Origin of the sequence: Lentzea sp. NBRC 102530, from assembly GCF_030269365.1 — a bacterium.
GTDB lineage: Bacteria > Actinomycetota > Actinomycetes > Mycobacteriales > Pseudonocardiaceae > Lentzea.
Genome location: NZ_BSTF01000005.1, coordinates 80,990 through 106,536, shown reverse-complemented (window position 1 = coordinate 106,536; position 25,547 = coordinate 80,990). Strand labels below are relative to the sequence as shown.

The 25,547-nt window shown below is 69.6% G+C and carries 22 protein-coding genes and 2 pseudogenes; 14 read left to right on the top strand and 10 right to left on the bottom strand.

The window, feature by feature from the left end; genetic code table 11:
• Positions 1 to 85 precede the first annotated feature (85 nt).
• Both QSK25_RS14805 and QSK25_RS14800 read left to right on the top strand, forming a co-directional pair.
• Positions 86 to 529: a hypothetical protein gene (locus tag QSK25_RS14805; protein ID WP_285638808.1), complete on the top strand. Its 444-nt coding sequence runs from the start codon at positions 86 to 88 to the stop codon at positions 527 to 529.
• Positions 526 to 954 (top strand): ferritin-like domain-containing protein, encoded by a 429-nt coding sequence (locus QSK25_RS14800; protein WP_285638807.1) that lies wholly within the window; start codon positions 526 to 528, stop codon positions 952 to 954. Before QSK25_RS14805 ends, QSK25_RS14800 begins: the two co-directional genes overlap by 4 nt.
• A 76-nt stretch (positions 955 to 1,030) precedes the next feature.
• On the opposite strand, the gene QSK25_RS14795 is transcribed toward QSK25_RS14800, so the two are convergent.
• The 4 genes from QSK25_RS14795 to QSK25_RS14780 are packed head-to-tail and all read right to left on the bottom strand — an operon-like array spanning position 1,031 to position 4,193.
• Positions 1,031 to 1,768, bottom strand: coding sequence for a hypothetical protein (locus QSK25_RS14795; RefSeq protein ID WP_285638806.1), 738 nt, complete (start codon positions 1,766 to 1,768; stop codon positions 1,031 to 1,033).
• Positions 1,769 to 1,823: 55 nt separating this feature from the next.
• Positions 1,824 to 2,777 (bottom strand): aminotransferase class V-fold PLP-dependent enzyme, encoded by a 954-nt coding sequence (locus QSK25_RS14790; protein ID WP_285638805.1) that lies wholly within the window; start codon positions 2,775 to 2,777, stop codon positions 1,824 to 1,826.
• Positions 2,770 to 3,234 (bottom strand): DUF4442 domain-containing protein, encoded by a 465-nt coding sequence (locus tag QSK25_RS14785; RefSeq protein WP_285638804.1) that lies wholly within the window; start codon positions 3,232 to 3,234, stop codon positions 2,770 to 2,772. Before QSK25_RS14785 ends, QSK25_RS14790 begins: the two co-directional genes overlap by 8 nt.
• 11 nt (positions 3,235 to 3,245) lie before the next feature.
• Positions 3,246 to 4,193 carry a glycosyltransferase gene (locus QSK25_RS14780; RefSeq protein ID WP_285638803.1) on the bottom strand — a complete coding sequence of 316 codons (948 nt, stop codon included), beginning with the start codon at positions 4,191 to 4,193 and terminating at the stop codon, positions 3,246 to 3,248.
• A gap of 22 nt (positions 4,194 to 4,215) precedes the next feature.
• Between QSK25_RS14780 and QSK25_RS14775 the strand changes: the two genes are divergently transcribed.
• Both QSK25_RS14775 and QSK25_RS14770 read left to right on the top strand, forming a co-directional pair.
• On the top strand, positions 4,216 to 4,773 hold the full coding sequence (locus tag QSK25_RS14775; protein ID WP_285638802.1) for a sugar O-acetyltransferase: 558 nt from the start codon (positions 4,216 to 4,218) through the stop codon (positions 4,771 to 4,773).
• Positions 4,774 to 4,777: 4 nt separating this feature from the next.
• On the top strand, positions 4,778 to 5,185 hold the full coding sequence (locus tag QSK25_RS14770; protein ID WP_285638801.1) for a YjbQ family protein: 408 nt from the start codon (positions 4,778 to 4,780) through the stop codon (positions 5,183 to 5,185).
• Here QSK25_RS14770 and QSK25_RS14765 read toward each other — a convergent pair.
• On the bottom strand, positions 5,081 to 6,040 hold the full coding sequence (locus QSK25_RS14765) for a YhgE/Pip domain-containing protein (RefSeq protein WP_285638800.1): 960 nt from the start codon (positions 6,038 to 6,040) through the stop codon (positions 5,081 to 5,083). The genes QSK25_RS14770 and QSK25_RS14765 overlap by 105 nt on opposite strands.
• A gap of 116 nt (positions 6,041 to 6,156) precedes the next feature.
• Between QSK25_RS14765 and QSK25_RS14760 the strand changes: the two genes are divergently transcribed.
• Positions 6,157 to 7,167, top strand: a complete 1,011-nt coding sequence (locus tag QSK25_RS14760) for a DUF8017 domain-containing protein (protein WP_285638799.1) — start codon at positions 6,157 to 6,159, stop codon at positions 7,165 to 7,167.
• 195 nt (positions 7,168 to 7,362) lie between these two features.
• Here QSK25_RS14760 and QSK25_RS14755 read toward each other — a convergent pair whose 3' ends face one another.
• Positions 7,363 to 10,350: an AfsR/SARP family transcriptional regulator gene (locus tag QSK25_RS14755; RefSeq protein WP_285638798.1), complete on the bottom strand. Its 2,988-nt coding sequence runs from the start codon at positions 10,348 to 10,350 to the stop codon at positions 7,363 to 7,365.
• Positions 10,351 to 11,058: 708 nt separating this feature from the next.
• On the opposite strand from QSK25_RS14755, the gene QSK25_RS14750 reads away from it, so the two are divergent.
• The 3 genes from QSK25_RS14750 (at position 11,059) to QSK25_RS14740 (ending at position 14,578) form a co-directional block, all read left to right on the top strand.
• Positions 11,059 to 11,295, top strand: coding sequence for a hypothetical protein (locus QSK25_RS14750; protein ID WP_285638797.1), 237 nt, complete (start codon positions 11,059 to 11,061; stop codon positions 11,293 to 11,295).
• A 44-nt stretch (positions 11,296 to 11,339) separates the two neighbouring features.
• Positions 11,340 to 13,895, top strand: a complete 2,556-nt coding sequence (locus tag QSK25_RS14745) for an ATP-binding protein (protein ID WP_285638796.1) — start codon at positions 11,340 to 11,342, stop codon at positions 13,893 to 13,895.
• A gap of 167 nt (positions 13,896 to 14,062) precedes the next feature.
• Positions 14,063 to 14,578, top strand: a complete 516-nt coding sequence (locus QSK25_RS14740; RefSeq protein ID WP_285638795.1) for a hypothetical protein — start codon at positions 14,063 to 14,065, stop codon at positions 14,576 to 14,578.
• 58 nt (positions 14,579 to 14,636) lie between these two features.
• On the opposite strand, the gene QSK25_RS14735 is transcribed toward QSK25_RS14740, so the two are convergent.
• On the bottom strand, positions 14,637 to 16,382 hold the full coding sequence (locus tag QSK25_RS14735) for a proline--tRNA ligase (RefSeq protein WP_285638794.1): 1,746 nt from the start codon (positions 16,380 to 16,382) through the stop codon (positions 14,637 to 14,639).
• A gap of 135 nt (positions 16,383 to 16,517) precedes the next feature.
• Here QSK25_RS14735 and QSK25_RS14730 point away from each other — a divergent pair, with 135 nt between their 5' ends.
• Positions 16,518 to 16,874, top strand: a complete 357-nt coding sequence (locus QSK25_RS14730; RefSeq protein WP_285638793.1) for a VOC family protein — start codon at positions 16,518 to 16,520, stop codon at positions 16,872 to 16,874.
• Between the two features lie 617 nt (positions 16,875 to 17,491).
• Here the strand turns inward: QSK25_RS14730 and QSK25_RS14725 are convergent.
• Entirely contained in the window at positions 17,492 to 18,454 is a 963-nt protein-coding gene (locus QSK25_RS14725) for a GNAT family N-acetyltransferase (RefSeq protein WP_285638792.1), read from the bottom strand.
• Between the two features lie 86 nt (positions 18,455 to 18,540).
• On the opposite strand from QSK25_RS14725, the gene QSK25_RS14720 reads away from it, so the two are divergent.
• From QSK25_RS14720 to QSK25_RS14700, 5 genes and pseudogenes are all read left to right on the top strand, one after another.
• Positions 18,541 to 19,296: an SAM-dependent methyltransferase gene (locus QSK25_RS14720; protein ID WP_285638791.1), complete on the top strand. Its 756-nt coding sequence runs from the start codon at positions 18,541 to 18,543 to the stop codon at positions 19,294 to 19,296.
• A gap of 52 nt (positions 19,297 to 19,348) precedes the next feature.
• Entirely contained in the window at positions 19,349 to 20,077 is a 729-nt protein-coding gene (yaaA, locus tag QSK25_RS14715; protein ID WP_285638790.1) for a peroxide stress protein YaaA, read from the top strand.
• 210 nt (positions 20,078 to 20,287) lie between these two features.
• Complete coding sequence (locus QSK25_RS14710; protein WP_502881858.1) at positions 20,288 to 21,259, top strand: serine protein kinase RIO; 972 nt, start codon at positions 20,288 to 20,290, stop codon at positions 21,257 to 21,259.
• Positions 21,260 to 21,490: 231 nt separating this feature from the next.
• Positions 21,491 to 23,038 (top strand): DEAD/DEAH box helicase, encoded by a 1,548-nt coding sequence (locus QSK25_RS14705; protein WP_285638789.1) that lies wholly within the window; start codon positions 21,491 to 21,493, stop codon positions 23,036 to 23,038.
• Positions 23,039 to 23,134: 96 nt separating this feature from the next.
• A pseudogene (locus QSK25_RS14700) lies at positions 23,135 to 24,223 on the top strand (MFS transporter); the annotation flags it as partial.
• A gap of 34 nt (positions 24,224 to 24,257) precedes the next feature.
• Here the strand turns inward: QSK25_RS14700 and QSK25_RS14695 are convergent.
• A pseudogene (locus tag QSK25_RS14695) lies at positions 24,258 to 24,482 on the bottom strand (ABC transporter ATP-binding protein); the annotation flags it as partial.
• Between the two features lie 93 nt (positions 24,483 to 24,575).
• Positions 24,576 to 25,445: a ricin-type beta-trefoil lectin domain protein gene (locus tag QSK25_RS14690; RefSeq protein WP_285638788.1), complete on the bottom strand. Its 870-nt coding sequence runs from the start codon at positions 25,443 to 25,445 to the stop codon at positions 24,576 to 24,578.
• Positions 25,446 to 25,547 lie beyond the last annotated feature (102 nt).

The following is a 25,547-nucleotide window of genomic DNA, read 5'->3' as shown; positions in this document are numbered from 1 at the left end:
CTGACTCCGGCGGCCGTGGACGACCAGACTATCTCGTTCGCCCGGCTCCCACCGACCCGCACGGCTGCTGGCAATATGGGTTCGCGTGATCTCCGAATCGGTCAGCCGCCGCCGTGTGCTGCTCGCGGTGGCCGCCGCACCGCTCGCCGTTGCGTGCACCACAGAACCTCCGCCGCCACCGCCGCCGGACCCGCTCTCGGCCCTCGCGGCGCAGGCCCGCGCGGACGCGAAGCTGGCGCAGACGCTGACGACGGTGCCCGCCGCGGCCGAGATCGCGAAGGCCCGCGAGACCCACGCCTCGCTGCTGCAGGCCGAGGTGGACCGCGAACGCCCGCCGCTGTCCTCCACCGCCCCGCCCGCCCCCACGACGCCTCCCACGCCCCCGGACCCCGTGGCGGCCCTGCGGACGGCGCTGGACGAGGCCGTGCGCGAGGCGTCCGCCGTCGTGGCCTCGCTGCCGACGTACCGCGCGGGCATGGTCGGTTCGGTGGCGGCGGGCTGCGCTTCGTTGCGGGAGGTGCTCGGATGAGCGTCGAGTCGGTCCAGACCGCGCTGGGCACCGAGCACGCGGCGCTGTGGACCTACGGGATGGTGTCGGCGTTCCTGGACGACCAGGCGGCGGCCGTCTCCGAGGGCGCGAACCTGCACCGGGCGCGCCGCGACACCACCGAACGCTGGCTGCGCGACCACGGGGCCGTGCCGAACCCCCCGGCGGCCGCGTACCTGCCGCCCTCGCCCGTGTCGGACGCCCCGTCGGCGCTCGCCGCGCTGGTCGCGGTCGAGCAGGACACGTGCGCCGCGTGGCGCGGGGTGCTGGAGCGGACCGACGAGGCCGGGCTGCGGGCGTCGGCCCTGGAGGCGCTGACGACGGCGGCCGTGCGGGCCACGCGGTGGCGCAAGGCGGCGGGGACGACCCCGGCGTCGATCACGCTTCCGGGCGTCGCGTCAGGCTGAGGGCGGTGAGGGGCCTGCCGTTCGCGCGGGCCCCGGGGGCCAGGGCCGGGCCCGCGACGCAGGCGGGCCCGAATCCTCAGCCGGCGAACGACGACGCGAGCCTGATCGCGTCGTTGGAGACCTTCTTCATCTCCCGGTTGTGCACGATCGCGTCGGAGCCCCTGGCGGGCGAGTCCGACTCGACGATCACGACGGTCTGCTCGCGCTGCTCCGACGCGTACCCACCGTTGCCCAGCGTGGTGAGCGACGGCACCGTGATGGCCTTGTCCAGCACCAGGTCCTTGACGTTGCCGGTGCCGTCCTTCTGGGTCAGCTCGCGCAGCGCCCTGGCCTCCTCGGTGCTCTTCATCTTGACCACGGACACCGACGAGTACACGGTGCGGCCGTCCGGCAGCACGACCGTGTAGAACGCCCGCGTCAGCTGGAGGCACGGCGTGGTCTTGAAGAACGCCTGCGTCTGGCCCGTCGCGTGGGCCGCGCAGTCGCTGTCCTTCACCGGTTCCGGGAGTTCCGGCACGGTGGTGAACTCGAACTCCCCCGCGGTCTTCTGCGGTTGCCCGACCGGTTGGTCGATGGGGTCCGACGGCTGCAACACCCACCACACGAACCCGGACACCACCGCGACGCCGACGAGCGCCAGCGCCTTGCCCACCCAGGTCGACCTGCGCTGGGGAGGCGGCGGCTGGGGAGGCATGTGCTGCTGCCCCTGCTGGCGGTTGTCCATGATCGACTGGAGCTTCACGAGCTCGTCGGCCGGGTACAACGGCGCGGTGTCGGTGGGCCTCGGTGGGAAGCGAGGCAGGTTCTGTGTCACCTCTTCAGGTGACTGGCGTGGTTCCGACACAAGGACCCACGGTAACGGACGGCGGTCATGCAAGCGCTTCGAGCACCCGATCAACGTCCTCGACCGTGTTGTACAGGTGACATGCATACCGTGTGCGACCTGCGCGAACCGACGAAACCACTCCTTGGACGGGTGGTCCGGCCACTGAGACGATCGCCGAGCCGTTCGGCGGCAGCCCCAGCCCGGTGAGGAGGCGATCCGTCAGGCCGACGCAGTGCGCGCGGACGGCTTCGAGGTCCACAGAGGCCACCCACGGGAGCGCGACCGCGGCGCCGACGTGGGAGATCCACGCGGGTGAGAGGTCGAACCGCCGTGCGTCCGAACGGAGCACCAGCTCGGTGCCGTAGTTCTCGCCCGTGCTGTACCAGTTGGCGGCCAACGGCTTCAGCGAGTCGGCGCGGTCGGGCCGCACGGCCATCCAGGCCGCGCCGCGCGGCGACATCAGCCACTTGTACGCGACCCCGACCACGAAATCGGCCCACGCCAACGACAACGGCATCCACCCGGCCGCCTGCGACACGTCCAGCAGCACGGGTTTCCCGGACGCCCGCAACGCCTCGAGGTCGGCGAACGTGCCGTCCGCGCTCTGCACCACGCTCGTGGCAACGAGATCAGCCTCGTCCACAGTGGACGCGATCACGTGCCCGGCGGCGACGAACGGCAGCGCGACGCTGGTGAACTCGATCGGGTCGACGAACACCTTCGACCCGGCCGGCAGCGAGGCGGCCACGAGCGACACGAAGTGCGAAACCGTTGCGCCGCAGGCGACCGACGTCGCGGGCACCCCGATCAGCTGACCGAACGCCGCGCGCGAGGTCTCGACGGCTTCGGTGAACGTGGACGACGTGTCCTCGCCGCGCCGCCAGCGTTCGAACGACGCCGCGACCGCGTCCGCGACGTGCCGCGGCGGCACCCCGATGGACGCCGTGTTCAGGTACCCGTCCTGAACGTCGAAAACAGCTCCGAAGGCCTCACGCATGCGCGAGCTGCTTGTCGCGCTTGCGCCGCGCGTAGACCTGCTTCTTCACCCGTGCGATCACGGCCCCATCCTGCCCGACGACGTCGGTCTCGAACCAGATCAACGCCTTCGCGCCACCGCTGGTCTGCTCGAGGACCTGCGCGACGTGCTCGTCGGTCAGCCGGAACTCGGCGCGCACCGTGCCGCGGCCGGGCGCGACGAACTCGATCTCACCGGCCTGGTCCCACACGACGTGCTCGCCGCGGAGCTGGTTGAACAGCAGCAACACCCAGAACGGGTCGGTCATCGCGAACAGCGATCCGCCGAAGTGGGTGCCGAAGAAGTTGCGGTTCCACGGACGCAGACGCATCCGCACGCGCGCATACCGGTAGTCCGCCGAGATCTCCTCGACGCGGATACCGGCGAACAGGAACGGCGGCCACAGGTTCATCCCGAAGCGCAGGCGGCTTGCCTTCATAAAAAACAGTGTTACACAACCTCCGCCAGCCTGTCCGCAACTTCCTCCGGCGACGGCATGTGACGTATCTCCTCCGCCACCTGCACTGCGGCTTCGCCGTACCGTCCGGTGCCGAGCACCAGCCGTGCGCTCTCCGCGATCGCGTCGGCACTCGCCGAGTCAGGCCACACCGCCGCACCTGACGTCACGAGCGCATGAGCGTTGCCGGTCTGATCCGCCCCCTGTGGCAACACGACCTGAGGAACCCCCTCGGCCAGTGCCGCGAGCATCGTGCCGCTACCGCCGTGATGCACGACCAGGTCCGCCTGCCTGATCACCTCGACCTGCGGCACCCACTGGTGCACCGTCACGTTCGACGGCACGTGCGTGAGCGCTGCCCTGGGCGCCGCGACGACGATCTGCGCGTCCAGCCGGGCGAGCCCCGCGATGGCCGGCAACAAGGCGTCCCGCGTGCCGAACACGCTCCCGAGCGTGAGGTAGACGAGCTTCTCGTGCGTGCGCCGGGGCAACTCACCGGGCATCTCATGCGCGACGGGCCGCAGCAGCAGACGTTCCTGCTTGAAGTCCTTGTCCTGCAACGACGGCGGGCAGATGTCGAGGTGCCGTCCGGCAGAGGGCCGCGCGAGCCCGATGCCGTCCGCGAACATGCGCCCGAACCCGTGCCACAGCACGGGAAACGCCCGCCGCCGCGCCTCCCGGAACACCTTCGGCACCGCCCAGCCGCTGATCACCAGGTCCGGCAGCACCCGTTCGAGCTCGGGCGCGATGTCCTCGGCGTAGATCTCACCGAACACCATGCCGGGCCGGAAAGGCTTCAACCCCAACCGGTCCAGCTCTGCGTGCAGGTCGTCGCCCACGGCGAAGTGCACCTCATGGCCTGCATCGCGCAGTGCGAGAGCCAACGGGATCATCGGGAACGTGTGGCCGACCGTGGCCATGCTGGCGAAGAGCACGCGCATGCCGTGACGATACTGAAGCGCTATGGGAACCAACCGCGAGAAGATGATCAACGGCGAGCGCTACCTCCCGGCTGACCCCGAGCTCGACGCGGACCGGCGCCGCGGCTGGCGCGAGATGGCCCGGTTCAACGCGCACGACCCCGAGGACCTCGACGGGATGTACGCGATCCTCCAGGGGTTCGTGGCGGAGATCGGCGAGAACACGACGTTCATGCAGCGCCTGCAGATCGAGTACGGCTACAACACGCGGGTCGGTGCGAACAGCTTCATGAACTACGGCGGCGTCATCCTCGACTGCGGGCCGGTGACCATCGGCGACCACGTGATGATGGGCCCCAACGTGCAGTTGCTGACCGCGTTGCACCCCGTCGAGGACCACGACGCACGGATCGAGGGGTGGGAGACGACCGCACCGATCGTCATCGGCGACAAGGTGTGGTTCGGCGGTGGCGTGATCGTGTGTCCCGGTGTGACGGTCGGTCACAACACGGTCGTGGGCGCGGGCAGTGTCGTGACGCGTGATCTGCCTGATCACGTGCTCGCGGTCGGCAACCCCGCCAGGGTCGTTCGTAAGATCTGAGGTCATGCGCAGCGAGGAGATCCAGATCCGCACCGGTTCCGACGAAGTCGTCCACGACCTGACCCGGGACTGCCAGCGGTTCCTCGAGAGCGAGGACGGCGACGGCCTGCTGCACGTGTGGGTTCCGCACGCGACGGCGGGTGTCGCCGTCATCGAGACGGGCGCGGGCAGCGACGACGACCTGCTGACCGCGCTGGAACGGATCCTGCCCCGCGACGTGAAGTGGCGGCACAGGCACGGCACCCCCGGTCACGGTCGTGACCACGTGATGCCCGCGCTCGTGCCGCCTTACGCGACGATCCCGGTGCTAGGCGGTGTGCTGACGCTCGGCACGTGGCAGTCCGTGTGCCTGGTCGACACCAACGTCGACAACCCCGTCCGCACGGTCCGGCTGAGCTTTCTTCGCGGCTAACAGCACGACGCCGACGAGCGCGATGCCGCCGAACACCCACCACTCGGCGCCGACGGACCCGCCGTACATGAGGCTGCGCAGCCCCTCCGTGGAGAACCGGAACGGCGTCCACGACCACAGGACCGCCCGGTAGGCGGGGTTGAGCAGCTCGGGCACCTGGCCCGCGACGGCCGGCGCCATCAGGTAGAGCAGGCCGAGGACGCCCATCGCGCGGATGCCGAGGAGCTGGAAGAGCCCGGCCTGCAGCAGCGCGAACGACGCCGCGACGGCGAGCATGAACGCGAGCGCGTCCGCGTCGAACGTGACGCCCCACCACGCCAGCAACCCGACGGTCGAGCCCGTGACCAGCACGGCCGCGGTGAGCGCCGACAGCCACCGCAGGCGCCTGCCCCTCAGCACCACGAAGAGCAGCCCGGCGACCATGCCACCGACCCACAGCAGCGCGGACGCGGCGAGCGGCGCGGTGCGTTCGGCGGCGGACACGGCCGGAGCCTCGACCTTCACCGGCAGCCCGGCGCCCTGGGCCACGCCGGTCAGCACCTGCTGCGCCACCTGCGTGCCGGACGGGTTGACGGCGGGGTTGAGCCGGATCGTCGCCTGCCCCGGCACGATCTCCAGCACGCCGTAGACCTCCTTGTCCCGCAGCAGCGTCGCGGCCTCGGTCGAGTCCACGACCCTGAGCCGCACCTCGGGCGAATCGGCCCGTGCGACGCGGTCCGCGATCGGCGGAGGCGCCACCACGGCGAGCGGGACGTCGTGCGGGTGCGCGGTCGCCTGCACGCCGAACGTCAGCAGTCCCAGGAGAAAAGCCACCACCGCGCCTGCGACGGCGGTGACCAGCGCGGTGCGCATCATCTGCCTCCCTAGTTCATCAAGCGTTGAATTTAACGAGGACCGTACGCCCGCGATGCGACGGAAGTCAACGCTTGATGAATTAAGCTCCTGTCAGACCCACCAGGTACCGTTTGCCCGTGACTTACCCAGGTGGCGGCGGACAGGGCGGCTGGAACGACCAGCAGGGCTGGGGCCAGCAGCAACAGGGTGACCATCAAAGCGGTGGCTACCAGACCGGCGGCTACCAGACCGGCGGTCAGCAGCAGGGCGACTACCCGAGCGGCGGTTACCAGACCGGCGGCTACCCGCAGACCGGTGGTTTCCCGCAGCAGGGCGGCTTCCCCCAGCAGGGCTACGGCGGGTACGGCGGCCTGGGCGTGTACGGCGGCTTCGACGACGAGCCTCCGAACAAGGGCAAGAAGACGCTGTGGCTCGTGGTCGGCGCGGTCGTCCTCGTCGTGCTGCTCGGCGGCGGCATCACCTGGTTCGCGCTGTCCCGCAGCGGAGGCGGCACCACGGCGGCACCGGAGTCGTCCACCCCGACCAGCGCCACCTCGCAGCCGGCCGACAGCCCGTGCCCGAAGAACGAGGGCCAGCAGTGCATCGAGACGGCGCTCGGCTACAACTACGTCGTCCCGAAGAACTGGGACGTCATCGCTGACGCCAAGATCCCGGTGGACGGCTTCGAGGGCATCTCGCTGTCGGGCATCACCACCTACGGCGACTACACCTGCGAGGGCAAGCAGTTCACCAAGGGCACCAACGGCGGCACGCTGCTGCCCAAGAGCGACATCAACAAGACCGCCACCGACTTCACCAAGGCCGTCGCCGCGCAGTTCTACTCCTCGGGCGTCGACCCGAAGGTCACGACCACCGAGCCCAAGCCGGTGAAGATCCAGCACACCCAGAAGGACGGCAAGAAGGTCGTCGTCGAGGGCGTGCAGGTCGACGCCACCATCACCCAGACCGGCAACAAGTGCCTGGCCAGCAAGGGCATGGTGAAGGTCGTGGTCCTCAACGGCAGCAACAAGCTGCACGTGCTGATCGTGAACGGCGACCTGGAGGGCGGCGGTGGCGGCGCCACCCCGCCGCTGCCCAAGGAGTCGGACCTGCAGAAGATGGCCGACTCGCTGACGCCGACCTCCTGACGCCTACCGGGCGCCGCCGTCGGTGACGGCGGCGCAACGGGTCTCTTTCGACGCGGGCCAGGGCGTTCGCACCGCGCGGCCCGCTCACCCGCACGACGCGCGCAGGTGCGTTCGGCGGAGGCAGCGGACTCAAAATCCGTCCAGTGTGCGTTCAGGTCACGCGGCAGCGCGATCCCACATCCGTGCCGGACGCTCCTACCGGGTGCCGCCGTTGGCCGCGGCGACGGCCGGCAGCGGGTTCTCGGCGGTGATCTTCTCGAGCACCGCCAGCGCCTTGCCCTCCCACAGCTGGAGCCGGAGCTCCTGGAACGTCATCATCGCCTGCTCCACGATGGCGACGGCGTGGAACGTCTCACCCCGCTGCGACACGAGCTGCGCGAGGTCGAGGCGGATGCGCGCGGCCCCGACCCGGTCGAGGTTCTCCTCGCACAGCCGGATCGCGCGCCGCAGCAACCGTCCCGCCTCGGCGAACATGCGCATGCGACCGTGGATCAGGCCCAGCAGGTGCAGCGCGTAGCTCTCCCCCACGGTGTCACCGGAGCGCTGCACCATGCCGAGCACCGACGTGATGAGCTGCTGCGCCTGCTCGTACCGGCCCTGCACGAGCATCGCGTTGCCGAGCCGGTACAGCACCTGGGCCTCGACGCGCGGGCTGGAGATCTCCCGGCACATCGCGAGCGCGCCCCGCAGCTGGCCGACGGCCAGTTCGTGCTCGCCCCGGTCCAGCGACAGCTGCGCGAGCTGGGAGACGACGTAGGCCTGGCCGACGACGTCACCGACGCGTTTGAAGCCGGTGAGCGACTGCTCGAAGATCCGCAGCGCGACCTCCGGCCTGCCCTCGTTGTACTCCAGCAGCCCGAGGTTGCGGCGGACGAGCGCCAGGCCGTGGTCGTCGTCCAGCTCGGTGAAGATCTCCAGCGACGGTTCCAGCGCGGCGCGCGCGGCGTCCATGCGGCGCTGGCTGTGGTGCAACGAACCCAGCGAGCAGAGCAGGGCCGCGGTGCCGCGCTGGTTGCCCGCCTCGCGCACGGCGTCGAGCGCGCGTTCGTGGGTGTGCTGCCAGTCGTCGAGGTAACTGCGCGTCTCGAACAACGTCACGAGCGTCATCGCGAGGTCCCAGCTCAGCTCGTCGAGGCCCGCGTCGGCGGCCTGCAGGACCGCGGCGCAGATGTTCTGGCGTTCGCTTTCCAGCCAGCCCAACGGGTCCTGCAACACCTTCTCGACGTACGGCGCGCTCGGCTGCCAGCGTTGCCCGGAGCCGTGCAGGACGGTGAAGTCGCCGCCGTAGAGCTGCTGGTGCGCCTGTTCGGCCATGGCGAGCCAGCCACCGGCGACGCGTTCGACGGACGCGAGCTGCACGGCCGGGTCCTCGTGCACCGCGAGCTGTTCCTTGGCGAACAGGCGGATCAGGTCGTGGAAGCGGTACCGCGGCAGGCCCGTGACGTCGCTGCCGACGACGTCCAGCAGCTGCGCGTCGACCAGGCGCTCCAGCAGGTCGAAACCGCGATGGCGCTCGTCGTCGGTCAGCGCCGAGGCCGTCCAGACCGGCAGGCTTTCCGCTTCCAGCAACGACATGAGCCGCATGACCCGGCAGGTCTCCGGCTCCAGGCCGTCGTAGGTCAGCGAGAGGCTGGCGCGCACGACCATGTCGCCGTGTACGAGTTCGTCGAGGCGGTACCGCTCGTCGGCGAGGCGGCCGACCATCGAGGCGAGCGTCCAGTGCGGGCGGGCGGCGAGGCGCGCGCCGATGATCCGCAACGCCAGTGGGAGCCCTCCCACGACGTCCACCAACGCGGCCGCGGCGACCGGTTCGCTCTGCAGACGTTGCGTGCCGATGATGCGCCCCAACAACTCCAGGGCGTCATCGGAGTCCATGAAGTCGACGTCCACCAAATGAGATCCGGCAAGACCCGTCAACCGCGTACGGCTCGTGACGACGACACCGCACGTGGGCGAACCCGGAAGCAGTTGGTGCACCTGGGACTCGCTGCCCGCGTCGTCGAGGACGACCAGCACGCGCCGGCTGGCGAGCATGCTGCGGTACATGTCGGCCCGTTCGTCGACGCTGTCGGGCAGAGTCGAGCCCACGGCGCCCAACGCGGACAGGAATCGGCCGAGGACCTCGGCGGGCGTGGCCGGTTGGGCCTGGGTGCCGCGGAGGTCGCAGTACAGCTGGCCGTCCGGATAGGTCTCGGTCGCGACGCGATGGGCCACGTGCACCGCGAGAGCGCTCTTACCGATGCCCGCCTTGCCCGAGATGTTGACCACGGGCATCGTCAGGTGCTCGCCCGCGAGGACGCTCTCAGCGCGCGCCACGACGTCCTGGCGGCCGATGAAGTCCGAGATGGTGGCCGGGAGCTGGTGCGGTGACACGACGTTCTGCACGGTGACCGGAGCGGACTTCTCCTGGTCGAGGCGCAGCACCTCGTCGTCGGTCAGGATCGCGGTCTCGAGTTTGCGCAGCTGGTCGCTCGGTTCGAGACCGAGGTGCTCGATGAACAGGTCTCGGCCTGCGCGGTAAACGTCGAGCGCTTCCGACTGCCGGCCGGAGCGGTAGAGCGCGAGCATGAGCTGGCCGCGCGGCCGTTCGCGCAGTGGGTGTTCGGTGACCATGCTCTGCAATTCACCCACAAGAGCGTGATGCCGGCCCAGCAACAACTCGATGTCGATGCAGTTCTCCAACACCGACAGGCGTTTCTCGTCGAGGCGCAGCGCCTTGTTCTGCAACGTGGCCCCGGCACCACCCAGCGCCGGACCGCGCCACAGCGCGAGCGCGGCGCGCAGCACCGCGGACGCCTCGTCCATGCGGCCTTGCCGGACGGCGACGTCGGAGTCGGCCACGCGGCGTTCGAAGAGGAAGGTGTCGATCTTGTCAGCGGCGACTCTCAGCAGGTAGCCGGGCTGACGGGTCTCGATCTGCGCGTCGACGTCGACCCTCGAGAACTCCCGCCGGAGCGCGGACACGCAGATCTGGATCTGCGCTCGCGCGGTCGACGGCGGGGTGTGCTCCCAGACGAGGTCGATCAACTGGTCCATGCTGACGACGCGGTTCGCTTCGAGCAGCAACGCGCCCAGGATCGTCAGCTGACGTCCCGGCGGCACCTGCACCTGCTCCTCGGCGCCGATCACCTCGATCGGGCCCAGCAGCTTGAAGATCAGTTCCTCGTCAGGGGCTGTGCTCATGACGGACGACCCCTCGCGCCTCTATTTTCCGCAATGCCCCCGCACCTCGCGCTCCCGGTCGTTCTCACCTTTGTGTGAATCAATTTTCAGAAGCTGCGAAACAAAGCACTTCCGGGACATCTACCCAAGAGTGGACTTGAATATGAAGCAACCTCACATCTAACACTGGAACGCTCCGAAACTAGCCTCAGCGACGAAACCTGTCAAGATCCTTCTTGTGCATCGCGGCACAATCCATCACAATGATACCGATCTCAACAGGCATCTCATTTGGAGATGATCAGGGCCGGGGTATCGAGGCAGATCAGCCCGCACGTGAAGCGAGAATTCCCCGGCACCGAGGATCACTTCACAAAGATCGTACGGCGTGTCGCCAAACAGCCCGCCAGCTCAAAGGACTACTCCGTGCGGCGCAGGACGTTCGTTCGGTTCGCTAACCGAATCTAACCATTGCGGTACACCGCACCTAATTCCTGTGATTAACAGCCACCCTGCGTAGTAACAGCTGCGCGCTGACCGGGTACTCGGCGGTGGAGCTGTCTCATTTGGCGTCTGCCGCACCACCATCGCGACCGATTGATACGCGGCGGGTGCGTGATAGAGCCGCGATGGGCGGCGCTCCTAACTTCGTTCTCAGACGCCGCTCGTATGGCGTTGGAGCACAACTCGAAGCCTTAAGTCCGACCAAACATGCATGAGGAGGCCGACATGATCCGCAGGACGACCGCCGTCGCTCTGGTTCTCTCCGCCGTTCCGGCGGCCCTGGCGCTCGCCTTCACCGGCACCGCGCAGGCCACCGACACCCCGTGGCAGCACAGAGGAGGAAACGACACCCCCTGGGTGCAGCGCCACGCCAACGACACCCCTTGGGGCGCGATCGACACACCGTGGAACCACTCCGTCAAGCTGCCCAAGCCGCAGGGCGACGACACCCCCTGGAGCTGATCACTCCCCTCTGCACGGACACCCACCCACTGGAGACCGGAACCATGCGATTTCACCTGCTGGGCTCACTGGAAGTCCTCGACGACGACCTGCCCGTACCACTGGGCGGGGTCAAGCAGCGCGCGGCTCTGGGTTTCCTCCTGCTGCACGCCAACCGGGTGGTGGCGACGAGCAAGCTGCTCCAAGCGCTGTGGCAGCGGGACGTCCCGCCCACCGCGCGCAAGATGCTGCAGAACGCCGTCTCAGGGTTGCGAGGCGTTCTCACTCCTCACGGCAGCGCCGCCGAGGGGTCCGCACTGCTGCTCACCCACGCGCCGGGATACCTGCTGCGCGTGGACCAGAACTCCCTCGACCTGTCGCGCTTCCAGCAACTGGCCGAACAGGGACGAGGTGAACTGTCCGCCGGCAACTGGCCCGCCGCCGCCAGGGTGCTGCGCAAAGCGCTCAGCCTGTGGCGCGGCCCGGTGCTCGCGGATCTCGTGGAGACCGGGATCAACTGGCCGGAGCTGACCGCCATCAAGGACTGGCGGCTGTCGGCTCAGGAGAACTGCTTCGAGGCGGAGCTCGCCTGTGGCAGGCACTACGAGGTCATCGGCGAGCTGGAGTCGTTGATCGAGGTCGAGCCGTACCGCGAACGGATCGGCGGCCAGTTGATGCTCGCGCTGTACCGGTGTGGGCGGCAGGTGGACGCGTTGAGCGTCTACCGCCGGACCAGGGCGGCGCTGGTGGAGGAACTCGGCCTCGAGCCGGGCCGCGAACTCCAGGAGCTGGAGCGCGCGATCCTCGATCACGCCCCCGTGCTGGACCTTCCGCCGTCGGTGCAGCGCAGGCACCTGCTCGCCGTCGGCCAGACCTCTCCCGCTCCCGTCGTGATCACGGCTCCGGCCGCCGCCGAGCCCGCTGTGGCGGTGCCCGCCGCGACGGTGCCCGCGCGGGACGTGACAACGGTGGAGCGCAAGCTCGTCAGCGTCGTGATGGTGTCCGCGCAACTCGGTCTCGCCGCCGGGGACGGCGACCCGGAGGACGTCGACGCGGTGCACCAGGAAGTCGCCGCTGTCGTTGCCGCCGAGGTTTCGCGACTGGGTGGCGTCGTCGGTGGCAACGTCGGATCCGTGTTCCTGGCGATGTTCGGTGTGCCCAAGACAGCCGAGGACGACGCCGACCGGGCCGTGCGTGCTGCTCTCGCCGTTCGGGATCGTCTGGCTTCTGTGGCGGACGTGCAGATCGGTGTGGCCACCGGCGACTCTCTCGTGCGTTTGCCTGCTGTTGGTACGCCGACCGCGACGGGCGTGCTGCTCGACCAGTGCCGTCAGCTGATGGCGTTGGCACCGCTCGGTGCGGTGCGTGCGTGCACCTCGACGCGTGAGGCCACGGTCTCCGTGACGTGGGAACCCGATGGCGCACCGACCGGTGGCTGGCAGGCGGTGTCCTGCGTGTCGCCGCGTGGAGCCGACCGTCGCGCGCGGGCGGCCGTGCCGTTCGTGGAGCGCGAGCGAGAACTGCTTGTGCTGCAAGGAATTCTGGAGGAGGTCCGCACTCGCCGGCGGCCGCACTTCGTGACCGTGCTCGGCGAGGCCGGGGTCGGCAAGACGCGGCTCGTCGACGAGCTGGCCTCTTCTGCTTCGGCTTTGCGCGGTACCGCGACGGCTTTCGGTGACGACCACGGCTTCGGGCCGTTGGCGGACGTGGTCAGCGGGTTCTCGCCGTTCGAGACCCTGCGGGCAGCTCTGGCGTCGCTGGTCGGCGTCGGTGAGCTCGCGGACCGGTTGCACGGCAGCCTGGCCTGCCTGGCCTCCCCCGGTGCCGGCGTGCAGCCGGACTTCCCCTCGTGGCGGCGGTTCCTCGAAGAGGTCGCGGAGTCGTCACCGCTGGTCGTGCTGCTGGAGGACGTGCACTGGGCCAACGACGTGGTGCTGGACTTCGTGGAGGAGTTGAGCGAGCACGCCGGTTCGGTGCCGCTGCTGGTGATCGCGACCGCACGGCCGGAGCTGCTGCAGCGCAGGCCGTCGTGGTTCGGCGGGAAGCGCAACGCGACCACGATCAGCCTGGAACCCCTGTCGCACATCGGGACGCGGAACCTGCTGAACTCGTTGCTGCCGACCGGCGAGCTGTCTGCCGAGCTTTGGCAGGCCTTGGTGTCGTGCGTCGGCGGCAATCCGTTGTTCGCCACCGAGTACGCACGGATGATGGCCGACCCACGGCTCTTGTGCGTGCAGAACGGCAATTCGTTGCCCCTGCCGCCATCGGTTCGTGGCGTGCTCACGGCTCAGCTCGACTCACTGCCGTTCGAGGTGAAGGCGGTGCTCCAGGACGCCGCCGTCGCGGGTGACCTGGTGTCGCCCGGAGCCGTGGCGGCGACGGGCGGACGGGACGCGCTGGAGGTCGCGAAGGCGCTGGAACTGCTGGAGCAGCGCGACTTCCTGCGCCGGCAGGGCCGCAACAGCGAGACGGGCGAGATCGAGTACGGCTTCCGGCACGAGCTGGTGCGCGACGTGGTGGCCGACCAGGTGCCCCGTGCGGTGCGGGCCGCGAAGCACGAACGGGCCGGGGCGTGGTTCGACGAACCTGCCCTGAACCTCACCGACCGCCGGGCGGGCTAGCCCGGTGCACCGCTGAACGCCGGGTGCGCGCCCACCCCCTGCGCGCTGCCCGGCGTTCGGTCGTGTGACCGGAAAGTTATTGAGCCCCTTGGCAACCCCCGTGCTCTAAGGGGCGTCTCTTCACCGTGGCCGCAGGGGGCGGCCCGTTGCACGGGGGGTTTTTCGTTATGCGCAAGTATGTTCTGGCGATCCTCGCTGCCTTCGCAGCGTTGATCAGCGTCGCGGTGCCGTCGTCGGCGGCACCGGTGCAGGCGCAGGACCTCAAGATCCTGCACAGCTTCGGCTACAAGCACCTGCTGCTCGGCATGAAGCCCGCACAGGCTGAAGCGACCGGTCTGCTCACGGACAAGGACACATCGGGCGGCCAGGGCTGGGCCTTCTACCAGTTCGTGGCGTCCGAGGGGGACCGGGGACCCAACACCTGGGTCGCGGCGCACGAGACCTGCGGCGTTCAGATGATCATCGCGACCTACGCCATGAAGACGCCGCGCGGGATCGGCGTCGGCTCGTCCCGGGCAGACCTGGTGAGGGCCTACCCGAGCGCGCACGCCGACCCCACTGGCAAGTACGACGTGCTCGTGGACGCTCCGCTGAACCCGGGCTTCCAGTACGCCTTCGTGATCGACTACGACACCGACGAGGTGACCTGGATGAGCCTGGAGAAGAAGGGCGGCTTCTGCTGACCACGTGAGAAACGCCCGGCCGGGAAGCTCCCGGCCGGGCGTTTCGCCGTTCGTGCGCTCAGCCGCAGACGACCTGCACGAGGTGGTCGACGACCTCGGCGACCGGCACGTCGGCGCGTTCGCCGGACTTGCGGTCCTTGACCTCCACCACGCCGTCCTTCAGGCCGCGGCCGACGACGAGGATGGTCGGGATGCCGACGAGCTCGGCGTCCGCGAACTTCACGCCGGGGCTCGCCTTGCGGTCGTCCAGCAGGACCTTGAGGCCCTTGTCGCTGAGCTGCTTCGCGAAGTCCTCGCCGGCCTGCACGAGCGCCGCGTCCTTGCCGGCGACCACGACGTGCACGTCGGCGGGGGCGACGTTGCGGGGCCAGATCAGGCCGCGGTCGTCGTGCGACTGCTCGGCGATGGCCGCGACGAGCCGCGAGACACCGACACCGTACGAACCCATGGTGATGCGGACGGGCTTGGAGTCCGGGCCGAGGGCGTCGAGCGTGAACGCGTCCGCGTACTTGCGGCCGAGCTGGAAGATGTGGCCGATCTCGATGCCGCGCGCGGCGACCAGCACACCCTGGCCGTCCGGGGAGGCGTCGCCCTCGCGGACCTCGGCGACGTCGATGACGCCGTCGGGGGTGAAGTCGCGGCCCGCCACCAGGTCGACGACGTGGTGGTCGGCCTTGTCCGCACCCGTGACCCACGCCGTGCCCGTGACGACGCGGGGGTCGGCGAGGAAGCGGATGCCGTTGGCCTGGATCGCGCCCGGACCGATGTACCCCTTGACCAGGAACGAGTTCTTGGCGAAGTCCGACGCCTCGAGCATCGCGACCTCGGCGGGCTCCAGCGCCGCTTCGAGGCGCTTGAAGTCGACCTCGCGGTCACCGGGGACGGCCACCGCGAGCAGCGTCCAGTCCTTCTGGCCGGGCTGCTGGGTCTTGACCAGGACGTTCTTCAACGTGTCGGCCGCGGTGAACTTGCGGTCGGTGTTGGCGTTGAGGAAGTCGACCAGCGTCTCGATGGTGGGCGTGTTCGGCGTGTGGTGCACCTGCGCGGCGGGCTTGTCGTCGATCGGCTGCGCGGCGGGCACGGGCGTCTTGACGGCCTCGACGTTCGCCGCGTAACCCGACTCGGTGCTGCGCACGAACGTGTCCTCACCGGTCTCCGCGACCGCGAGGAACTCCTCCGAAGCCGAACCGCCCATCGCACCGGACGTGGCGGAGACGATCACGTACTCCAGGCCCAGCCGGTCGAAGATGCGGATGTAGGCGTCGCGGTGGTTGCGGTAGGACTCGCTGAGACCCTCGTCGGTGAGGTCGAACGAGTACGAGTCCTTCATCAGGAACTCGCGCCCGCGCAGGATGCCCGCACGGGGACGCGCCTCGTCGCGGTACTTGGTCTGGATCTGGTACAGCGTGACGGGGTAGTCCTTGTAGGAGCTGTACTCGCCCTTCACGGTGAGGGTGAACATCTCCTCGTGCGTGGGCCCGAGCAGGTAGTCCGCGCCCTTGCGGTCCTTCAGCCGGAACAGGTTGGGCCCGTACTCCTCCCACCGGTTCGTCGCCTCGTAGGGCTCCTTGGGCAGCAGCGCGGGGAACTGGATCTCCTGCGCGCCGAAGGCGTCCATCTCCTCGCGGACGACGGCCTCGATGTTGCGCAGGACCTTGAGCCCCAGCGGCAGCCAGGTGTACCCGCCCGGCGCGACGCGGCGGACGTAGCCGGCGCGCACCAGCAGCTTGTGGCTGGGCACTTCGGCGTCCGCCGGATCCTCGCGAAGGGTGCGCAGGAACAGCGACGACATCCTGGTGATCACGGTGGGTACTCCTCGTTCACGGGCAGTTGAAACAGCGTACTGGTTGGACGTTCTTTAACGATGCGCGCGGTGCTTCACTTGACCTCTGACCTGCGCAAACCGGAATTGTCAGACCCCCTGGGTAGCGTCCCTCCCATGCCTCTGAACATCGACATGATCACCATCGACACGGGCGACGCCCGCAAGCTCGCCGAGTTCTGGACCGCCGCCCTCGGCACCACGATCCAGAACGACTGGGGCGAGTTCCTCGTCCTCGCCCCCACCGGCTCCGGCCCCGCCCTCGGCATCCAGCAGGTGCCGGACGTCACCCCGGGCAAGAACAGAGTCCACTTCGACTCGCACGTGCCGGACCGCAAGGCGGAAGTGGCCCGCCTCGTGGCGCTGGGGGCCGAGGAGGTGGCGGTGCACGGCGTGCCGGGCCTGGTGTGGTCGGTGGTGGCGGATCCGGACGGCAACCAGTTCTGCGTGGGCCAGCCGGGCGAGGAGCTCTGACTCCCAGCCCGCTCACGGCCCAGCCCGCTCACGGGTGAGGCCTGAGGCCTCTGGTGCCTGAGGCCTCTGGTGCCTGAGGCCTCAGGCAGGTGAGGGGCTCTGGAGGGTGAGGCTTGCGGCCGTGCGGCTCCTGACCGCACGGCACCAGCCGGCGAGACCCGACCGGCCAGACCCAGCCGGCGGGCGAGGCCCAGGGCCGCACCGCACCGCACCGCACCGCACCGGCCAGCAAGACCCAGGGCCGTGCCGCGCAGGCTGCGACACCAGCGTTCAGCCACCCGGTTCCGGCCGACCGGCGCCAGCACCAACCACCCGACACCAGCTGCCAGCTGCCAGCTGCCATCGCCGGCGACTCAACGCCGGCGACTCAACGCCGGCCACCAGACCCGGCTACACCGCACCCGACCCCGGCCGCTCGACCCCAGACACCCGGCACCGGCCACGTGCCGCCATCCGCCCGACACCGGTCACCAACCTGACCACCAGCCCGCCGCCGGGCACCGACAGCTCAGCCCCAGGCACCCGGCCAACACCAGCTCACTCGGCGCCAGCCTCAACCGGCGCCAGCCTCAACAGGCGCCAACCCGTCAGCCCCAAGCCGCGCGGCCCGTCGGACATCACCTCCGGCAGTCCACCGGCACCCCGTAGTCGACCCACGTCCGCACCACCCCGAACCCGGCCCGCTCGTACACGCCGAGCGCACCGTCCGAGTTGGCCGAGTCCACGGAGATCCCCGCGCGGTGGAACCCCGCGGCCGCCCCCTGGGCCAGCGTCCAGCTCAGCAGCCCCGAGGCCACCCCACGCCCGCGGTGCTCCTCCAGGGTGCCGACGTCCCCGATCCACAACTCGCGCACGCCGGTCATCTCCTCGACGACCGGGTAGTGCCGCGCGAGCACGAAGCCGACCACCGCGCCCTCGTGGAGCGCGAGGAAGGAGGACTCCGGCACGAAACGCGCGCTGTCGGTGAACGACGCCGCCCACTCCTGCGGGCTGCGGTCGGTCGAACCCCAGTGCCGGGCGAACGCCGCGTTGCAGACCTGCCTGACCTCCTCGGAACGGGCCGCCGAGAACGGCACCACCTCGTAGCCGGCGGGTGGCGGGACCTGGGCGAGTGACTCGCCCAGTGCCACCTCCAGTTCGTGGAAGTGGCGGTCGGCGGTGAAGCCGAGGCCTTCGACCAGGGCGACGTGGCCCGAACACCTGCTCTCGACCATCGTGGTCACGACGAGCGGCAGGTCGGGGTGTCGCGCGGAGTGGAGTTCGCGGGCGAGCGCGGCGAGCTTCAGCAGCAGCAGCCGGCCGATGCCCCTGCGGCGGAACGCCGGGTGCACCAGGCCGTCGAGGCGGAGTCGGTGTGCGCCAACGGGTTGGTCGCGCGGAGCCAGCAGGCCGTAGGCGACCAGCTGCGAGTCGGCGACCGCGCCCAGCGAGCCGACCGGGAGGTCGGTCCTGCCGAACGACTCGGCGAAGTCCTCTTCGGACAGCAGTTCGCCGGTGTCGTCGACGGCCTCGGCGGCGTTGTAGAGCGCTGCCACCTCAGGGATGTCCGCTGTCGTGAGCGGGCGCCACACGAGTTCCACGTCGCCCGAAGTTACGGAAGGGAGGTACCGCCGACAACTGAATAAGGCGTTGCCCGCGCAACGCGGAAAAAGCCATCCTGCAAGGGATGACGCCTCCAGAGATCGCACCGCTGCACGAGGACCTGACGTTCCACGGTCCCTTGTCCGAGGAACGGGCGGCCCGCCTGATCCGGTCGCTGGCGCCGCTGGACGGCGCTCACGTGGTCGACGTCGGGTGCGGCTGGGCGGAGTTCCTGCTGCGCACCCTCGATGCGGCGAGAACGGCCACCGGCACGGGGGTGGACCGCGATGCGAAAGCCATCGCGCACGCCGAGGCCAGCGCCGGCGCCAGGGACCTCGCCGACCGGGTGCGCTTCCAGGTGGCCGACGTGAGCGGGTGGCGGCCGGACCGGCCCGCCGACGTGCTGATCGTCAACGGGGCCAGCCAGGTGTGGGGCGGGGATCCGTTGCACCACACGGCGAACGCGCTGACGGAGGCCAGGAAGTTGCTGGCGCCGCGCGGGCGGTTGTTGCTGGGCGAGGGTTTCTGGGAGCGGGAACCCAGCGAGGCGCAGCTGGCGGCGATGCCGGTGCCCAGGGCCCAGTACCGCTCGCTGGCGGACCTCGTCGACCTGGCGCACGCCCACGGCTACCGGTTGGTGGCGGTGGAGCAGGCGAACCAGGACGAGTGGGACGTCTTCGAGAACGGTCACGCCCTGGCCTGGGAACGCTGGCTGCGCGACCACCCCGGCTCCGAGCACGCGGCGGAGATCAGGGCTACGGCCGACACCCAGCGCGACTACCGGCTACGCGGGTGGCGCGGCACGATGGGCCTCGCCTACCTGACCCTGCAGGCACCCTGACCGCACAGGCACCCTGACCGCACGGCCCGCGCCGCTGCCCTACGCTTCTCCCGTGCTGGTGCTGCTTCCCCCGTCGGAGACCAAGGCGATCGGCGGCGAGGGCGCGCCGCTCGACCTCGACGCGCTGTCGTTCCCCGAGCTCAACCCGGTGCGCGACAAGCTCGTGTCCGCGCTGGCCGACCTCGCGCGGGACGTCCCGGCGAGCCTCAAGGCGCTCGACATCTCCGAGCGTCAGCTGGACGAGGTGCACCGCAACGCCCAGCTGCGCACGTCGGAGACGACACCGGCTCTGCTGCGCTACACCGGCGTGCTCTACGACAACCTCGACTTCCCGTCGCTGAAGAAGGTCGAGAAGGAACGCGCCTACGAGCGGCTCGCGGTCGCGTCGGCGCTGTTCGGGGCTCTCAAGGGCGGCGACCCGGTGCCCGCGTACCGGCTGTCGGGCGGCACGACGCTGCCCGACCACGGCAGCCTCCGCACGCTGTGGAAGCCCGCGTTGGAGCCCGTGCTGACGAGCGCGGACGAGTTCGTCGTCGACCTGCGTTCCGGCGCGTACTCGAGCCTCGCGAAGATCCCGCACGCCGTGGTCGTCCGGGTGGTCACCAGCGAGGGCAAGGTAGTCAGCCACTTCAACAAGGCGCACAAGGGTCTGCTCGCCCGCGCCATCGTGCGGTCCGCGAGCGCGCCGAAGGACCTGAAAGGCCTGGTCAAGCTCGCACAGAAGGCCGGCCTGAAGATCGTTCCGACGGGCGAGAAGACCGCGGACCTGATCACGGATTAATTCGGTTGCGGGCCGGCGGGCCCGCACGGCAGGGTTCTCCCCGAAGCGTGACATCGGAGCTGGATCGAGGAGGTGCGTCATGTCAGAGCCTGTCTTTGGGCGTGGCACCGCACTCGCGACCCGTCCAGCCGCCCTTCGCGCCTGATCAGCATCGTTTGATCGCAGAGCGCCAGTAGGGCGGTCACCCTTCATCTCTTGGGAGACCCCACCGTGCGCGAGCACGATCTTTACGAGCGTTTCGAAACGTCCTACGACGACGCCGACACCATGCGTCGCAAGGGAAAGCGCAGCAGGAGCAACCGGGCCGCCGACGACGGGGAACCGACGCGTCGCGGCCGCATGACCGAGGAAGAGAAGGTCCGCGTCGCCCGAGTGCGCGAGGACCAGCTCAGTTCGGCGGACACCCCCGAGGACGGTGACCGCTGGTCCACGTGGGGCGACGCCGAGCAGGGCCCCAAACCGCACCCGAGCTGGCTCATCACGGAACTGGCCGCGGTCGACCGCGAGCTCGGCATCGTGAAGACCGGCAAGGAGGCGGACGTCTTCCTGCTGGAACGCGCCATGGGCGAGAAGGCGTGCCTGCTCGCCGCCAAGCGCTACCGCAGCAACGACCACCGGATGTTCCACCGCGACGCGGGGTACCTCGAGGGTCGTCGCATGAAGAAGTCCCGTGAGACGCGGGCGATCGCGAACCGCACCGCGTTCGGGCGCAACCTGATCGCGGAGCAGTGGACGGTCGCGGAGTTCGCCGCGCTCTCGAAGCTGTGGCAGATCGGCGCGCCCGTGCCGTACCCGGTGCAGCGCAGCGGCACCGAGCTGCTGCTGGAGTTCATCGGGGACGACGAGGGCAACGCGGCACCGCGGCTCGCGCAGACCCGTCCGGACGAGGACGAGCTGCTCGACCTGTGGCGTCAGCTCGTCGCGGCGCTGATGACGTTGTCCGAGGCGGGTATCACGCACGGCGACCTCTCGGCGTACAACCTGATGGTGCACGACGGCAGGCTGGTCATGATCGACCTGCCGCAGGTGGTCGACCTCGTCGCGAACCCGCGCGGTGTGGAGTTCCTCGACCGCGACGTCCGCAACATCTGCGGCTGGTTCGCCTCGAAGGGCCTTCCGCCGGAGATCGGAGACCCGTCCGCGCTGGTCACGACGTTGCTGGACGTGGCGGGCATGTCGTGAGCGTCGTGCGCGCCCGGCCGTGTCCAACGACACGGCCGGGCGCGCAACGCGTTGGCGATGATCAGCTAGACTGTAAAAGCACCGATGAAGGCTTGACCGCCGTTGACCGGTGCGTCCACCTACTCATTCAGGCGTGACCACCACGCCGGGCTCGTCCTTGTGAACTGGCACCGCGACTCGCGCGGGGCAGCCTTGAGACGTGCCATGTCTCGGAGGTTTGTTTTGCCATCCATGTCCGAAGGTCGTTCCGAGCGCGGACAAAGCCGCAGGTCACCGCGGCGCCGCTCGGGTCGCCAGGGCAACTCCTCGCGTCCGCAGGCGCGGGTCGAGGAACCGATCGTCGCCGAGCACATCGAGAGCACGCTGCCGGAAGGCCCGTTGCCCTCGTTCGCCGAGCTCGGCCTCTCCGACGCTTTGATCCGTTCGCTGGCCGCCAACGAGATCACCGAGCCGTTCCCCATCCAGGCGGCCACCCTGCCCGACTCGATGTCGGGCAAGGACATCCTCGGCCGCGGCCAGACCGGCTCCGGCAAGACGCTGGCGTTCGGCCTCGCGATGCTGACCCGCCTCGCCGGCGGCCGTTCCGCGCCGCACAAGCCGCGCGGTCTCATCCTCGTCCCCACCCGTGAGCTCGCGATGCAGGTGGAGACGGCGCTCATGCCGCACGCCCGCGCGCTGGGCCTGTGGTGCCGCGTCGTCGTGGGCGGCACGTCGTTCCCGCGCCAGATCGACCACCTGCGCCGCGGCGTCGACCTGCTGATCGCCACGCCGGGCCGGCTGTCCGACCACGTCCGCCAGGAGACCTGCGACCTGTCCCAGGTCGAGATCACCGCGCTGGACGAGGCCGACCAGATGGCGGACATGGGCTTCATGCCCCAGGTCCGCGCGATCCTCGACCTGACCCCGCAGGACGGGCAGCGCCTGCTGTTCAGCGCCACCCTCGACGGTGACGTGGACAAGCTGGTCCGCCAGTACCTGCACGACCCGGTGACGCACTCGGTGGCCCCGCCCACCGCGAGCGTCACGACCATGGAGCACCACCTGCTCTTCGTGTCCCAGGAGGACAAGCAGACGGTGGTGACCGAGGTGGCCGCGCGCGAGGGCCGCACGATCATGTTCGTGCGCACCAAGCACCACGTCGACCGCCTGGCCAAGAAGCTCCGCTCGGTCGGTGTCCACGCGGGAGCCCTGCACGGTGGCAAGGCGCAGAGCGCCCGCACCCGCGTGCTCGGCGAGTTCCGCGAGGGCACCACGCCGGTCCTGATCGCGACCGACGTCGCCGCGCGCGGCATCCACGTCGACGACGTCTCGCTCGTCGTGCACGTCGACCCGCCGGCCGACCCGAAGGACTACCTGCACCGTGCAGGCCGCACGGCGCGTGCGGGCCAGTCCGGCACGGTCGTCACGCTGGTCACGCACGACCAGCGTCGCGCCGTCCAGGGCATGGCCGCTCGCGCGGGCATCCGTCCGGAGAGCACGAAGGTGCGCCCCGGTGACGACGACCTGGTCCGCATCACCGGCGCGCGCACGCCGTCGGGCGAGCCGATCGTCGAGCGCGAGAAGCCGGCCCGCCGCGGTGGCGGAGGCCGTCGCTTCGGCGCTCCCGCCGCCGGTGGCGGTGGCCGCGGTGAGTACCGCGGTGGCTCGGGCCGCCGGTCCGAGGGCGGCGAGTTCCGCGGTGGACCGCGCCGGTCGGAGCGGTCCGAGGGTGGTCGTTCGTTCGGCCGCACGGAGCGGGGCAGCAGCGCGGGTCGTCCGCGCCGGGCGCCGCAGCACTGACGCCTGATCTGATCGACCGCTGAGGCCGCTTCCCCGTTTCGGGGAGGCGGCCTCAGCCATGTCCGGGGTCTGCGGGCGAGCCGGATACGGTGGCCCATGGGGCGGAACTGGTACCTGCTGTGGAGCGGGAGCGCGGTCTCGGCGCTCGGCGACGGGATCTTCCTGGCGGCACTGCCGTTGCTCGCCGCCACCCTCACCCAGGACCCGGAGCTGATCGCCGGCTTGAGCTTCTTCGGCACGCTCCCCTGGCTCCTGGTCTCACTCTCCGCCGGTGCCGCGGCGGACCGGTACGACGGCAGGAAGCTGCTCCTCGTCGCGCTCTGGGCGCAATGTGCGCTCATGGCCGTGCTCGCCACGTTCCACAGTGCACACATCGTGTTCCTGTACGGCATGGCGTTCCTGATCGGCGCGGCCGAGACCGTCCCGAAGGCCGTGGGGCAGCCGCTCATCAAGGCCACCGTCGACGACCACCTGCTGGAGCGTGCGAACGGTCGGCTGTTCTCGTCGCAGGCGGTGGCGTTGCAGTTCGTGGGGCCACCGCTGGGCGGGCTGCTGTTCGTCATGGCGGTCCCGGCGCCGTTCTGGGTCAACGCCCTGACGTTCGCCGTCGCGGCCGCGTTGGTCACGAAGATGCGCATCAGCCACCAAGCGCCGGCCACCAGGCCGAAGGCGCGCGAAGGCCTGCGGTGGCTGGTGCGGCACAAAACATTGCGGACCATCACGATCGTGTCGGCGACGACGAACCTGTGCATCGCGATGACGATGGCGACGCTGGTGTTGTTCGCCCGGCAACGCCTCGGGCTCACCGGCGCGGGCTTCGGTGCGTTCCTGGCCACGCTCGCCTGTGGAGGGGTGGCGGGCGGGCTGCTGGCAGAACGGCTCATCGCCCGGTTCCGAGACGCGGTCGCGACCACGATCGTGCTGATTCCGTTGATGTGGCTGGGAATTGCGACGGTTGCCCACGACCTGAAGACGGTCGCGGTGTTCGCGGTGGTCAGTTCGTTCTGCACCGCCGTGTGGGGTGTGGCGACGGCCAGCTACCGGCAACGCGTTGTGCCCGCAGAACTCCTGGGACGCGTCAGCAGCGCGCAGACGCTGGTCACCTGGGGCGTTCAGCCCGTCGGCGCGCTGCTGGGCGGCCTCATCGCAAGCCAGGGAGGACTGCTCGCGCCCTGGTACGTCGCGGTGGCCCTCAGGACCGCGGTGGGGTTGTGGAGTTTCAGACCGCTGCGGCGAACTGAGCTGAGTGCAGCCGGTGCCAGGCGCCTTCCCCGGCGAGCAGTTCGTCGTGCGTGCCCTGTTCGGCGATGTGGCCCGCCTCCATCACGAGGATCAGGTCGGCGTCGCGGATCGTCGAGAGGCGGTGGGCGATGACGAACGACGTGCGCGACGAACGCAGGGCCGCCATCGCGTGCTGCACCGAGGATTCGGTGCGGGTGTCGACGAGTCAGGATTCATTGCTGAATCAGGTGACGGCCACACGACGAAGGCCGCTCCCCCGACACGAGGGAACGGCCTTCCTGCCCGGATCAGCGGGCTACTTCTTGGCCGCTGCCTTGAAGTTCCACTGCGCGGCGGTGCCGGAGCAGGACGCCGCGGTCACCTTGCCGGACGCGTCCCGGTAGCACTTGGTGTTGTACTGCATGTCCGAAATGGTCTTGTTCGGGTTGATCGACCACTGCTGGGCCGGCCCGCCGTCGCACTTCTTCAGGACGACCTTGCCGGACGAGAGCGCGGTGCACAGCTGCGGCGAACCCTGTTCCATGAACGCGCCGTGGAACTTGAACTGCTGGTTCGCCGCGCCGGTGCAGGTGGCCGTGGTGAGCTGCGCGCCGGACGCGCCGCCCTGCAGGCACTTGCCGGTCGAGACGTTCTTGTACTCGCCGTTGGTGGTCTTGGGCTTCGCGCCGCCGTAGCACTCGCCGGTCGAGGTGTTGAAGATCGGCGTCGAGTCCACGGTCAGGTTCGACGGCGGGTTGATGATCGTCTCTTCGAGCACCGGCTTGCCGTCGTCGTGGTACGTCGTCAGCGCGTCCTCGCAGTCGATCGCGGCCATGGCGTTGCCGCCCTTGCCGCCGATCCACGCGTCGAAGTGCCACAGCCTCGGGCCACCGTTGGGGCCGTTGCCGTTCCAGTCCTGCTCACAGGAGGAACAGGAGTCCTCCATGACGAAGTACTTCTTGACCCGGGGGAAATAGATCTTCGTGCCCGGCTTGGCCTCTTTGCTGGACGTGGCGAACGTGATCGGGTCGTTCCACGTGCCCTTTCCACCGGCCGTGTCGTGCAGCCCCGGATAAGCGATGTCGCCGCCGGGGGGCGTGTTGTCCCACCAGCCGTAGAACGTCCAGAAGACCTGCTGGGAGGCCGGTGCCGCCATTACGGGTGACGAAGCGAGCAAACCGGACATCGCGAGCAAAATACCTGCCGCCAAAGACAGGGCGCGTTTCATGCGTGCCTCCGCACAAACCGGTGGACATTGACGGCGTGAGAGCAGAGTCCACCGGTTGCG